This is a genomic window from Streptomyces sp. NPDC058335, assembly GCF_042723915.1.
GTDB lineage: Bacteria > Actinomycetota > Actinomycetes > Streptomycetales > Streptomycetaceae > Streptomyces.
On sequence record NZ_JBHXHX010000029.1, the window covers coordinates 1 to 12,221 of the forward strand.

The 12,221-nt window shown below is 70.6% G+C and carries 11 protein-coding genes; 4 read left to right on the forward strand and 7 right to left on the reverse strand.

Translation table 11 applies throughout. The features are described from left to right. Positions 1–56: 56 nt before the first annotated feature. Genes mtnB through ACFWJX_RS37185 form a run of 3 tightly spaced genes read right to left on the reverse strand, consistent with a single transcriptional unit; the run spans position 57 to position 1,995 of the window. Positions 57–665: a methylthioribulose 1-phosphate dehydratase gene (gene mtnB, locus ACFWJX_RS37175; protein WP_383250984.1), complete on the reverse strand. Its 609-nt coding sequence runs from the start codon at positions 663–665 to the stop codon at positions 57–59. After that, on the reverse strand, positions 662–1,393 hold the full coding sequence (mtnC, locus tag ACFWJX_RS37180) for an acireductone synthase (RefSeq protein ID WP_383251111.1): 732 nt from the start codon (positions 1,391–1,393) through the stop codon (positions 662–664). Before mtnC ends, mtnB begins: the two co-directional genes overlap by 4 nt. Positions 1,394–1,395: 2 nt before the next feature. Next, positions 1,396–1,995, reverse strand: coding sequence for an acireductone dioxygenase (locus ACFWJX_RS37185; protein ID WP_383250986.1), 600 nt, complete (start codon positions 1,993–1,995; stop codon positions 1,396–1,398). A 424-nt stretch (positions 1,996–2,419) separates the two neighbouring features. Between ACFWJX_RS37185 and ACFWJX_RS37190 the strand changes: the two genes are divergently transcribed. From ACFWJX_RS37190 to mtnK, 4 genes are read left to right on the forward strand one after another with little or no spacing between them, the layout of a single operon-like run. After that, positions 2,420–3,517, forward strand: a complete 1,098-nt coding sequence (locus ACFWJX_RS37190; protein ID WP_383250988.1) for a substrate-binding domain-containing protein — start codon at positions 2,420–2,422, stop codon at positions 3,515–3,517. Continuing rightward, complete coding sequence (locus tag ACFWJX_RS37195; protein WP_383250990.1) at positions 3,504–5,033, forward strand: sugar ABC transporter ATP-binding protein; 1,530 nt, start codon at positions 3,504–3,506, stop codon at positions 5,031–5,033. The genes ACFWJX_RS37190 and ACFWJX_RS37195 overlap by 14 nt, the downstream gene beginning before the upstream one ends. A 38-nt stretch (positions 5,034–5,071) precedes the next feature. Continuing rightward, positions 5,072–6,118: an ABC transporter permease gene (locus tag ACFWJX_RS37200; RefSeq protein ID WP_383250992.1), complete on the forward strand. Its 1,047-nt coding sequence runs from the start codon at positions 5,072–5,074 to the stop codon at positions 6,116–6,118. Positions 6,119–6,129: 11 nt separating this feature from the next. Beyond that, a complete protein-coding gene (gene mtnK, locus ACFWJX_RS37205) occupies positions 6,130–7,302 on the forward strand; it encodes an S-methyl-5-thioribose kinase (RefSeq protein ID WP_383250994.1) in 1,173 nt (390 codons plus the stop codon). Positions 7,303–7,589: 287 nt separating this feature from the next. Here mtnK and ACFWJX_RS37210 read toward each other — a convergent pair whose 3' ends face one another. From ACFWJX_RS37210 to ACFWJX_RS37225, 4 genes are all read right to left on the reverse strand, one after another. Next, on the reverse strand, positions 7,590–7,766 hold the full coding sequence (locus tag ACFWJX_RS37210; RefSeq protein WP_383250996.1) for a hypothetical protein: 177 nt from the start codon (positions 7,764–7,766) through the stop codon (positions 7,590–7,592). Between the two features lie 112 nt (positions 7,767–7,878). Then, a complete protein-coding gene (locus ACFWJX_RS37215) occupies positions 7,879–9,495 on the reverse strand; it encodes an FAD-dependent oxidoreductase (protein WP_383250998.1) in 1,617 nt (538 codons plus the stop codon). An 18-nt stretch (positions 9,496–9,513) separates the two neighbouring features. Then, the gene (gene glpK / locus ACFWJX_RS37220) at positions 9,514–11,052 is read right to left on the reverse strand and encodes a glycerol kinase GlpK (RefSeq protein ID WP_383251000.1); all 1,539 of its coding nucleotides are present in this window, start codon (positions 11,050–11,052) and stop codon (positions 9,514–9,516) included. A 92-nt stretch (positions 11,053–11,144) separates the two neighbouring features. Further along, on the reverse strand, positions 11,145–11,939 hold the full coding sequence (locus ACFWJX_RS37225; RefSeq protein ID WP_383251002.1) for an MIP/aquaporin family protein: 795 nt from the start codon (positions 11,937–11,939) through the stop codon (positions 11,145–11,147). Between the last annotated feature and the right edge of the window lie 282 nt (positions 11,940–12,221).

The following is a 12,221-nucleotide window of genomic DNA, read 5'->3' on the forward strand; positions in this document are numbered from 1 at the left end:
CATCGCCGATGGGGCCGGGCCGCCAGGCGGCCGGGCCCCTTCGGCGTTCTGCCGGCTCAGCGGCGCGTCAGTTCCAGCTCCAGGAGCCACTCCACGACCTCGGTGTGGTGGCGGGCCCGGCGCGGCGAGTCGCCCCACACGTACAGGCCGTGGCCGGCCACCACCACCGCCGGCATCCGCGGGTCGCGGGCCGCCTCCAGCCGGTCGCCGAGAACCTTCATGTCCTGGCTGTTGGCGATGACCGGCAGCGTCACCTCGACGTCGTGGGCGGGCTGCCCGACGCCCTTGAGCATCTCCACGTCCTTGAAGACGATGCCGCCCGGATGCCGGTGGCCCATCGCCACGGACGCCACCGTGTGCACGTGCACCACGGCGCCCGCGCCGGTCAGCGCGGCCACGCGCGCGTGCAGCTCGGCCTCCGCCGAGGGCTTCCCGCCGTGGACGGCCGCGCCCCGACCGTCCACCAGCACCACGTCCGCCGGAGTCAGTTCACCCTTGTCATGGCCGCTCGCGGTGACCGCGAGGCGCAGCGGGTCACGGGTGAGGACCACCGACAGGTTGCCGGACGTGCCGCGCATCCAGCCGAAGGAGGCGAAGCGGGCCGACTCTGCGGCGAGGACCGCCCCGGCCTCCTCCAGGTCCAGTGCGGTGATCTCGGCGGTCATACGGCGCTCCCGGTGGTGCTGACGGTGATCTCGTCGAACGTCCCCGCCTGCGCGTGGTCGCCGACGCCCTGCTCGAAGTACGGCTCCCCGGGCCGCCGGATGCCGACCGCGTGCCAGCCCGCGGCACGGGCCGCGTCCAGCTCGCCCGGCCGGTCGGACAGGAAGAGAAGCCGGTCCGGGGCCAGTCCGGCCGCCTCCGCGATCCGGCGGTACGACGCCGGTTCCTGCTTGGGGCCCGCGTTCTCGGTGTCGTACAGACCCGACACGAGCGGCATCAGGTCGCCCTGCGGGCTGTGCGTGAACCAGGCCCGCTGCGCCGACACCGACCCGGACGAGTAGACGTACAGCGCGCTGCCCGCCGCGTGCCAGGCCCGCAGCGCCGGTACGACGTCGTCGTAGAAGTGCGAGACGAGGTCGCCGCGCGCGAAGCCCTCGGACCAGACGACGCCCTGGAGTGTCTTCAGCGGGGTCGCCTTGCGGTCCTCGTCGAGCCACGTGTTCAGCGTCTTCTCGATCGCCGCCGCGTCGGCGTCCGGCTCGCCGGACAGCTCCCGCACCTGGGCGACGGCCCGCGCCACCGCCGGCTCGTCGGCCCGCTCGGCGAGCAGTTCGCCGAACCGGGCCCGCGAGTACGGGTAGAGCACGTCCACGACGAAGCCCGTGGCGCTCGTGGTGCCCTCGATGTCGAGCACCACGGCGTCCACGTCGAAGCGCAGCGGGTACCGCACGGTCACGCGGCTGCCCTGTCCGCCGCGTAGCCGGCCGCGATCGTGTCGTAGTCGGGGAAGCGGGAGGCGATGGAGGAGCCGGTGAAGCTGCCGATCCAGCCGTCCTCCTCGTGGAAGAAGCGGATCGCCGTGAACGACGGACTGGTGCCCATGTCGAACCAGTGCGTGGTGCCGCGCGGTACGCCCAGCAGGTCGCCCTTCTCGCAGAGCACCGCGTGCACCTCGCCGTTCACGTGCAGGTAGAAGATGCCCGACCCGGAGACGAAGAAGCGGACCTCGTCATCGTCGTCGTGGGTGTGCTCCTGGAGGAACTTCTCGCGGGCGGCCTTCGCCTTCGCCGGGAACTCCGGGTCGTCGCTGGGGTGCAGACCCAGCACGTCGACGGTGGTGAAGCCCTCCTCGGCGTTGAGCTTGTCGATCTCCGGGCCGTACGCGGCGAACACCGTCTCGCTGTCGGCGTCGGAGGGCACGTCCTCGCGGACCGGCCACTGCTCGTAGCGCACGCCCAGCGGCTTGAGCGCCGCGGCGATCTCGGCGGGGGCGGAGGTGCGGCGGACCAGGGTCTCCGGGCCGGACTCGGACCAGGTCGTCAGCAGCGTCATGGGTCAACTCCAGGAGTCTGGAAGCGGAGTGGGGGAGGGCGGCGGAGGAGGAGCGTCACTCGACCGCGACACGCCAGGGCACGGTGCCGGTTCCGTGATGGTAGCTCCCGATGCCGTGTACACCGACTGTGACATTGTTGTTGTCTCGCATGGCGAGATTCAGTGTCCATTTCTTTGACGGTGGCTGAAAACGTTCTCATGATCTGCGTATGAAGACGCTGCTGCTCGTGCGGCGGCTGTACGTGGACCTGCTCCGGTCGACCACGGCCAGCTGTCGCTGACCCTCCCGGAGCTTTGACGCGCCCCCTGCTCGCGGGGTGTTCCCGCCGCCCACGTGGTGGCCGTTTCCCGTTCGCCGGCTCCGGGCCCGCGCAACCCCTCTGTTCTCCCTCCCCTTTGCGTCCCCCCGTACCTGGAGCCCCTCATGCCCCGTGCCCGCCTGCCTCTTGCCGCGCTCTCGCTGGCCTCCGTCTCCGCCCTCGTGCTGTCCGGCTGCTCGCAGTCCACGGACGCCTCGAAGGACACCGGCACGAGCGCCGCCCCGGCGGCCGCGGCCACCGGGAAGAAGCCCGCCCCGTTCAGTGCGGGTCCGGTCAAGGTCGCGCTGGTCCGGCAGAGCGGCGCCGGTGACTACTTCGAGCAGTGGGGCAACGGGGCGAAGGCCCAGGCCAAGGCCCTCGGTATCGACCTGACCGTGTACGACGCCCAGGCCGACAACGCCAAGCAGGCCACCGACCTTTCCTCGGCCATCAACTCCGGCGCGAAGGCGATCATCATCGACCACGGCTTCCCGGCGACCATCCAGCCGGAGATCGACAAGGCCGTGAAGAAGGGGATCAAGGTCGTCGTCTACGACGTCGAGACCGCCACCGACGGCGTCGTCTCCACCAAGCAGGACGACGCGAGCATGGCCAAGGCCGTGCTCGACGTGATGGCCGAGGACCTCGGCAAGGGCGCCAAGGTCGGCTACGTCAACGTCGCCGGGTACGCCGCCCTCGACAAGCGGGACTCGGTGTGGAAGACGGCGGTCGACTCCAGCGCCTGGAAGCAGGAGTTCAAGGTCGGCAAGGTCACCGACTCCACGGCCACCGACAACGTTCCCCTCGTCTCCGCCGCCCTCACGCAGCACTCCGACGTGGCCGGCGTCTTCGCGCCCTACGACGAACTCGCCAAGGGCACCGTGCTCGCCGTGCAGAACAAGAAGCTCCAGGACAAGGTGAAGGTCTTCGGCGCGGACGTCTCCAACGCCGACATCCAGCAGATGACCGCCGCCGGCAGCCCGTGGGTGGCCACGGCGGGCACCGACCCGTCCGCGGTCGGCGCCGCCGTCGTGCGCACCACGGCGCTGGAGCTGGCCGGTGAACTGAACAAGACCTCAGTCGAGTTCCCGGCCGTCGCCATCACCCAGGACTTCCTGCGCGAGAAGAAGATCGAGAACATGGACCAGCTGCGGGCGGCGCTGCCGGCGCTGAACCTGTCCGAGGTCTCCACCGCGGACTGGATCTCGAATGTCGCCCACTGACGTCGGCGCGGAGGCGGCCGTCAGCCTGCGGGACGTCAGCATGGCCTTCGGCGGCAAGACCGTGCTGGCCTCCGTCTCCCTCGACATCGCCCCCGGCAGCGTGGTCGCGCTGCTCGGGGCGAACGGTGCCGGCAAGTCCACGCTGATCAAGATCCTCTCGGGCGTCCACCGGGACCACGGGGGAGAGGTGCGGGTGGCGGGCCGCACCGTATCCCTCAACTCACCCTCGGCCGCCCGCCGGTTGGGCATCCAGACGGTGCACCAGCGCATCGGCGAGGGCATCGTCCCCGGACTCACGGTCGCCGAGAACCTCGTCTTCGAGGAGCTGGCGCAGAAACGCGGCAACCCATTTCTCAACGGCCGCGCCACACTCGCCCGCGCCCGTGAGATCCAGGCCTCCCTCGGCCTGGGCTGGAACGACGTCGTCCTGAAGCAGGACGTCACCGAACTGGGCATCTCCGACCGCCAGTTGCTCATACTGGCGCGCGCCCTCGCGACCCGTCCCCGGCTGCTCATCCTCGACGAGCCGACCTCCGCCCTGTCCGCCGCCGAGGCGGAACGCCTGTTCGCGCTGGTGGGCAGGATGCGTGAGGACGGCATCGCCGTGCTGTACGTCTCCCACCGGCTCGGCGAGATCGACGCGCTCGCCGACCGGCTGGTCGTCCTGCGGGACGGACACCTCACCGAGGACCAGGAAAGGCCCTTCGACTGGGACGCGGCCCTGCGGGCGATGCTCGCCCAGACCCAGGAGACGACGACCGCCCGGCCCGTGAGGGAAGGCGCCGAGGGCGAGGTCGTCCTCTCCCTGCGCGGGGTCCGCCTGTTCGCCGGCCGGAAACCTCTCGACCTCGACCTGCGCACCGGTGAAGTCACCGGCGTCGTCGGCCTGTTGGGCGCGGGCAAGACCGAGCTGGCCCGAGGCCTGTTCGGCGCGGAGCCCTTCACCACCGGGGCCGTCGAGCTGGACGGCAGGCCCTACGCGCCGCGCCGCCCCTCCGACGCCATCCGGGCCGGCGTCCACCTGGTCCCGGAGGACCGGCACGCCGACGCCCTCGTGCCCGGCTGGTCGGTCGCGCAGAACATCTCGCTGCCGTTCCTCAAGTCCCTGTCCAGGGGCGGCCTGGTGAACCGCTCGCGCGAGGACGCCCTGGGCCGCGACACCATCGACGCCCTCGGCGTCGTCACCCGCGACGAGCACAGCACCGTGGAGCAGCTCTCCGGCGGCAACCAGCAGAAGGTCGTCGTCGGCCGCTGGCTCGCAGAGACCCCCCGTGTCCTCATCCTGGACGAGCCGTTCCGAGGCGTGGACATCGGTGCCCGCCGCGACATCGGGCGCCGCGCCCGCGCCCTGGCCGCCGACGGCTCGGCCGTGCTCGTCCTGTCCGCCGACGTCGACGAGGTCCTGGAGATCGCCGACCGGGTCGTCGTGCTCGCGGCCGGTGAGATCCACCTCGACGCGTACGGCGAGGACGCGGAGCGCGACCGCGTCATCCGTACCATCGCCGTCTCCGTCTGAGCCCCTCCGACACCGGCCGCCGAAGGAAGCAGCAGCACATGACCACCACACACAGCACCGAGGTCCCCGCCAAGGCGGCGATCACGCCCGCGGCCTCCACCGCCGTGCGCGTCCAGAACGCCGTCATCAAGTACGGCTTCATCTTCGTCACGGTCGTCCTGTTCCTGTACTTCGCGCTGAGCGAGGGCTCCTTCCGAGAGTCGGCGACCCTCCTCGACACCCTCCGCTATGTCTCCGTCGCCGCGATCCTCGGCCTCGGCGTCACCTTCACCATGGCCGTCGGCGGGATGGACATGTCGGTGGGCGCGGTGGCCGGCCTCGGCGTCTCGGTCGCCGCCCAGGCGATGGTGGTCCACAACCAGGTCGGCGCGGTGGCGATCCTCGCGGTCCTCGCGGCGGGCGCCCTGGCGGGTCTGCTCAACGCGCTGCTGATCGTCGTACTCAAGATCCCCGACATGCTGGCCACCCTCGGCACCATGTTCGTCATCCAGGGCGGCAAGCTCATCCTGGTCGACGGCCAGTCCATCACCCCCGGCATGACGATGTCCGACGGGTCGACCGCGCCCGGCCGGTTCACCGACGGCTTCCTGCGCATCGACCGCGGCACGGTCCTCGGCGTCCCCGTCTCCGTGCTGATCTTCGGCGGGCTGACCGTCGTCGCCTGGGTCTTCCTGGCCCGCACCCGCTGGGGCCGGGTCCTGTACGCCATCGGCGCCAACCCGGAGGCCTCCCGCCTGTCCGGTATCCGCGTCGGCGCGTACCGGGCGCTGGCGTACGTCATCTCCGGCGTCCTCGCCTCCGTCGGCGGCCTCATCCTGGCGTCCCGTATCGGGCAGGGCGACGTGTCGGCCGGGACCTCGCAGCTGCTGGAGGCGGTGGCGGTGGCACTGGTCGGCACCTCGGTCCTCGGCAGGGGCCGCCCGAACGTCTGGGGCACGGCCCTGGGCGCGGTGCTCATCGGCATCATCACCACCGGCCTGACCATCAAGGGCCTGCCCTACTACACACAGGACGTCGTCGAGGGCGCGGTGCTGATCCTCGCACTGGTCTTCAGCTTCACCCTGTCCAAGCGCCGTACGTCTTGAGGAGACCGACGATGGGCTACCGCATCCTGGAAACCGACGACATCCCCGGCTACCTGCGCGAGCGGGGCCACTGGGAGGACGTGGACGACATCCACGTGCGCGAGGTCTCGGACGGCAACATGAACCGCGTCTTCCTCGCCCGCTCCACCGACGGCACCCGCAGCCTCGCCGTCAAGCAGGCCCTGCCCTGGGTCCGCGTCGCCGGCCCGTCCTGGCCGATGAGCCCCGACCGCGCGGACGCCGAGGCCCGCGCCTACCAGCAGGTCGCCAAGGTCGCCCCCGACAAGATCCCGGCGATCCTCGGCTACGACCCCGAGAACCACGCCCTCGTCATGGAGGACATGTCCGACCTGGAGGTCCTGCGCACCCTCCTCAACGAGGGCGCGCCCTACGGTCCGCACACCTCGGCCCGGATCGGCGAACTGGTCGCCCAGCTGTCCTTCACCACCAGCGACTTCGGTATGCCCTCCGCCGACCGCAAGGCCCTGATCGCCGCCTCCGTCAGCCCCGAGCTGTGCAAGATCACCGAGGACGTGGTCCTCTCCGAGCCGTACGTCGCACACGAGCACAACCACTGGCACCCGGCGCTCGACGACCTGGCGGCGGCGTTCCGCGCGGACCCGGCGCTGCGCACCGAGGTCGCCGACCTCCGGCACACCTTCATGACGAGCGCCCAGGCCCTGCTCCACGGGGACCTGCACACCGGCAGCGTCATGGTCGGCACCCGCGAAGGCACCCCCGTGGTGCGGGTCTTCGACCCCGAGTTCTCCTTCGTCGGCCCGATCGGCTACGACCTCGGCCTGTACTGGGCCAACGCGCTGGTCTCCGAGGAACGAGCCCGTGCGCTCGGCACCCTCGCCGACCACGCGGACCAACTCCGCCTGTCCTGGGACGCGTTCGAGACCGAATTCCGCCGCCTGTGGCCGACCCGCGTCGACACCTTCTTCGACGACGCCTACCTCGACCGCTTCCTGCACCGCGTCTGGACGGACGCGGTCGGCTACGCCGGCACGGAGATCGTCCGCCGCGTCATCGGCTTCGCCCACCTCACCGACCTGACCAGCCTCCCGGACCCGGTCCCGGCCTCCCGTCGAGCGTTGCTCCTGGGCCGCGAACTGATCCTGCGGCGGGCGGAGCTGACGGAGGTCGAGGCGGTACGGGCGGTCGTGGAGCCGGCCGTCTGACCGGAGGGACGCCCGCTCACTCGGTGTCGAACCACTCGTCGCCCTCAGACCAGTGCCGCACCCAGCCGGCGAAGCCGGAACGGGCGGTCGTGGAGCCGAACTCGGCGCCGTGCGGAAGGGCACCCTCGCCGGTGACGAGCCAGAGGTGACCCCCGGCACGGACCCGTCACGACCAGATGCCAGTCCATGCCACAGCCGTCCGTGCCCAGCACCGGTGAACCGTGGCGGGCGACCTGCTCGATGACGGCCTCCGGGTCGTCGTACGGCCCCTCGTCCTCCTCCCACAGCTATGCCCGGGTGAGCGGGAAGGGCTGGGCCGGCTGCTGGTTCTTCGCCGCTTCGGCCAGTCCCACTAGCCCGTGGACCGGCGGTCCGCGGAACCGGGCAGGATCACCGCCGTCGTCCACGGCGAAGGCCTCCCGCAGGGCCGCCGACTCGGCGGGATCCGCCTGATCGGTGTCCATACGCCCATGGAAGCACCCGGCACCGACAACGGATCCGCGAGGCGAGCCGGGTGCGCGAAGGGACGGCCCCTCCCCGAGGAGCCGTCCCTTTGGCGTCGTCCCGTCGTCCCGCCTACTTCTTGTCGAGCAGGTCCTGCACCTTCGCGCGGACCTCGTCCGTGGCCAGGCCGCGGATCGTCAGCGTCGTACGGCGGCGCAGGACGTCGTCCTGCGTCTCGGCCCACTCGGTGTCGCGGGCGTAGACGACCTGCGCCCAGATCTCCGGAGCGTCGGGGTGGACCCGCTCGCTCAGCTCCGGGTTCTCGTTCGCCAGGCGGGCGATGTCGAAGGCCAGCGAACCGTAGTGCGTGGCCAGGTGCCTGGCGGTGTCGGCCGCCATGCGCGGACCCGGCGCCGGGTGGTCGACGAGCAGCCGGTGGGCGACCGCGCGCGGGTTGGCGAAACCCGGCAGCGGCATCTTCTTCGGCAGCGAGGAGATCGGCTCGAAGTCGTCACCGAGCGGGTGGCCCGGCAGCGCCTCCAGCTTCTGCATGACCGTCCGCCCGATGTGCCGGAAGGTCGTCCACTTGCCGCCCGCGACCGACAGCATCCCGCCCTTGCCCTCGGTCACCACGGTCTCCCGCTTCGCCTTGGCCGTGTCGCCGGGACCGCCCGGCAGCACCCGCAGACCGGCGAACGCGTACGTGATCAGATCACGGTCGAGCTGCTGGTCACGGATGGAGAACGCGGCCTCGTCGAGTATCTGGGCGGTGTCCTTCTCGGTGACCGAGACGTCCGCCGGGTCGCCCTCGTAGGCCTCGTCGGTCGTGCCGAGGAGCAGCATGTCCTCCCAGGGAAGGGCGAAGGTGATCCGGTACTTGTCGATCGGGGTCGCCAGCGCGGCCTTCCACGGAGACGTCCGCTTCAGGACCAGGTGCGCGCCCTTCGACAGCCGGATCGACGGCGCGGCATTGGGGTCCTCCATCCGGCGCAGGTGGTCCACCCACGGCCCGGTCGCGTTGAGCACGAGCCGGGCGCTGACGCCGAACTCGTCACCGGAGAGACGGTCGCGCAGCTCGGCGCCCGTCACCCGGCCCTTGGTGAAGCGCAGTCCGGTCACCTCGGCGTGGTTGAGCACCACGGCGCCCGCCTCGACCGCCGCGCGGACCGTCATCAGCGCCATCCGGGCGTCGTTCATCTGGTCGTCGCCGTACACGGCGACGGCCTTGAGGTTCTCGGTGCGCAGCTCGGGCACGTCCTGCTGGGCCTTGCCCGGCGACAGCAGGTGGCCCACGCCGTCGCCGAAGGCCGACAGCGCGGAGTAGGCGAAGACGCCCGCTCCGAGCTTCGCCGCGCCGTGCGGCCCGCCCTTGTACACGGGGAGGTAGAAGGTGAGCGGGTTCGCCAGGTGGGGGGCCACCTGGCGGGACACCGCACGGCGCTCGAAGTGGTTCTCCGCCACCAGCTTCACCGCGCCGGTCTGCAGGTAGCGCAGACCGCCGTGGAGCAGCTTGGAGGAGGCGGAGGACGTGGCGCCGGCGAAGTCGCCGGCGTCGACCACTGCCACCCTGAGGCCGGACTGCGCGGCATGCCAGGCGGTGGAGATGCCCAGGATGCCGCCGCCGATCACGAGGAGGTCGTACGACGCCTTGGCGAGCTGTTCCCGGGTCTCGGCACGGCTCGGGTTCGAGCCGAAGGCCGGGTGCGTACCGAGGGCAGGCACGGACTTCAGGGTGGACTCAGTGGTCATTGCGGTTCTTACTCCTCGTCAGTCTTCGTCGGCGATCCAGCCCATGGTCCGCTCGACGGCCTTGAGCCAGCTCTTGTACTCACGGTCGCGGGTCTCCGCGTCCATGCGGGGGGTCCACTCGGCGGCCCGCCGCCAGTTGGCGCGCAGGTCGTCGGTGCTGGTCCAGAAGCCGACGGCGAGGCCGGCGGCGTAGGCGGCACCGAGGCAGGTCGTCTCGGCGACCATCGGACGCACGACCGGCGCGTCCAGGAAGTCCGAGAGGGTCTGCATCAGCAGGTTGTTGGAGGTCATGCCGCCGTCGACCTTGAGGGCCGCCAGCTCGACGCCGGAGTCCTTGGTCATGGCGTCGCTGATCTCGCGGGTCTGCCAGGCGGTCGCCTCCAGGACGGCGCGCGCGAGGTGCGCCTTGGTGACGTACCGGGTGAGGCCGGCGATGACACCGCGGGCGTCCGGACGCCAGTAGGGGGCGAACAGTCCGGAGAAGGCCGGCACGAAGTACGCGCCGCCGTTGTCCTCGACCGACAGCGCGAGCGTCTCGATCTCGGCGGCCGTGGAGATCAGGCCCATCTGGTCGCGCATCCACTGCACCAGCGAACCGGTGACGGCGATGGAGCCCTCGAGGGCGTAGACCGGCTTGTTCTCACCGATGCGGTAGCCGACGGTGGTCAGCAGCCCGGAGTACGAGTTGATGATCTTGTCGCCGGTGTTCATCAGCATGAACGTGCCGGTGCCGTACGTCGACTTGGCCTCGCCCTCCGCGAAACAGGTCTGGCCGAACAGGGCCGCCTGCTGGTCGCCGAGCGCGGAGGCGACCGGGATGCCGCCGAGCAGATCGCCCAGCTTGCCGCCGGTGATCTCGCCGTAGACCTCGGCGGAGGAGCGGATCTCCGGGAGCATCGCCAGCGGAACGCCGATGGACTCGGCGATCTTCGGGTCCCACTCCAGGGTGTGCAGGTTCATCAACATGGTGCGCGAGGCGTTGGTGACGTCGGTGACGTGCCGTCCGCCGTCGACGCCGCCGGTCAGGTTCCAGATGACCCAGCTGTCCATGGTCCCGAACAGGATGTCCCCGGCCTCGGCGCGCTCGCGCAGGCCCTCGACGTTGTCGAGCAGCCAGCGGGCCTTCGGGCCGGCGAAGTAGGAGGCCAGCGGCAGGCCCGTCTCGCGGCGGAAGCGGTCCTGGCCGACGTTGCGGCCGAGTTCCCGGCAGAGGGCGTCGGTGCGGGTGTCCTGCCAGACGATGGCGTTGTGGACGGGCTCACCGGTGTTCTTGTCCCAGAGGAGAGTGGTCTCGCGCTGGTTGGTGATGCCGATGGCCTTGATGTCGTCGCGGGTGATGCCGGCCTTCGCGATGGCGGAGGCGACGACCTCCTCGACGTTCGTCCAGATCTCGGTCGCGTCGTGCTCGACCCAGCCCGGCTTCGGGAAGATCTGCTCGTGCTCCTTCTGGTCGACGGAGACGATCCGGCCGTCGCGGTCGAAGACGATGCAGCGCGAGGAGGTGGTGCCCTGGTCGATCGCGGCGATGAACGGGCCGGCGGTGTGGGCGTCGGTCACAGTGTGCTCCCGGAGGTTCCGTGGTTGAAGGGCTTTACGTACGGCGCGTGCGCGGTGTGCGACGTGAGGCTCATGTTCCTGAACTCATGTTCCTAGGCGAACGCGACGTTGTAGATGCCTGCCGCGATCGCTCCACCGATCAGCGGACCGACCACCGGGATCCAGGCGTAGCCCCAGTCGGAGCCACCCTTGTTGGGCAGGGGCAGAAGGGCGTGCACGATGCGCGGACCGAGGTCACGGGCCGGGTTGATCGCGTAGCCGGTCGGGCCGCCGAGGGAGAGGCCGATCGAGACGACCACCAGCGCGGTGATCAGCGCGCCCAGGGTGCCGAGGCCGTTGCCCTTGTCGTTGAGGCCCTGCGTGAGGATGGCGAGCACCAGCACGACGGTGCCGATGATCTCCGTGGCGAGGTTCTGCACCGCGTTGCGGATCTCCGGGCCGGTGGAGAAGATGCCGAGCACCGGGCCGGCGCCCTTCTCCTGGGCCTCCACGGCCTTGGCGGTCGTGGCCTGCGCACCCGGACCGCCGACGATCTCCCTGTCGGTCAGGTGCGCCTGGAACTGGCCGTAGTAGGCGACCCACACCAGGGCCGCGCCGATGGCGGCACCGACCATCTGCCCGGCCCAGTAGACCGGGACGTTCTTCCAGTCGCCGTCCTTGATCGCGAGCGCGAGGGTCACGGCCGGGTTCAGATGGGCGCCCGACAGGGGCGCCGAGGTGTAGACCGCCGTGAGTACGGCGAAGCCCCACCCGAAGGTGATGGCGAGCCAGCCGGCGTTACGGGCCTTGGAGGCCTTCAGCGTGACGGCGGCGCACACTCCGCCGCCGAGCAGGATGAGTATGGCGGTACCTATGGTCTCGCCGATGAAGATGTCGGAGCTGGACACCCGCGACTCCTTTGTCCTTCGTCCAGGGGACCGAACCCCGGGTCCCTCCGGGAGTTCGAGCTGCTCTCGGAATGAGAGCGATGCCGGCCCTTGGCGTTGTCACACTCTAGCGCGTATTGCCGGTAGGTGTTCGACAATGCCGACCGATGGACGGGAGTCTTGCTCCGGCGTCACGGGTGCGTCAAGAGTCCTGTTATCGAAAGCACGATCGTTATTGATCGCTCTTGCCGATCGGTCCGGGCGGGCGGATCCCCGCGGGCGTCAGCGAGCGTCGCCGTCTCG

Bases quoted from the DNA above. Each gene is read 5' to 3' on its own strand.
- ACFWJX_RS37200 (WP_383250992.1), top strand. From the start codon at position 5,072: ATGACCACCACACACAGCACCGAGGTCCCCGCCAAGGCGGCGATCACG.
- mtnK (WP_383250994.1), top strand. From the start codon at position 6,130: ATGGGCTACCGCATCCTGGAAACCGACGACATCCCCGGCTACCTGCGC.
- ACFWJX_RS37195 (WP_383250990.1), top strand. From the start codon at position 3,504: ATGTCGCCCACTGACGTCGGCGCGGAGGCGGCCGTCAGCCTGCGGGAC.
- ACFWJX_RS37190 (WP_383250988.1), top strand. From the start codon at position 2,420: ATGCCCCGTGCCCGCCTGCCTCTTGCCGCGCTCTCGCTGGCCTCCGTC.
- ACFWJX_RS37215 (WP_383250998.1), bottom strand. From the start codon at position 9,495: ATGACCACTGAGTCCACCCTGAAGTCCGTGCCTGCCCTCGGTACGCAC.
- mtnB (WP_383250984.1), bottom strand. From the start codon at position 665: ATGACCGCCGAGATCACCGCACTGGACCTGGAGGAGGCCGGGGCGGTC.
- ACFWJX_RS37185 (WP_383250986.1), bottom strand. From the start codon at position 1,995: ATGACGCTGCTGACGACCTGGTCCGAGTCCGGCCCGGAGACCCTGGTC.
- ACFWJX_RS37210 (WP_383250996.1), bottom strand. From the start codon at position 7,766: ATGGACACCGATCAGGCGGATCCCGCCGAGTCGGCGGCCCTGCGGGAG.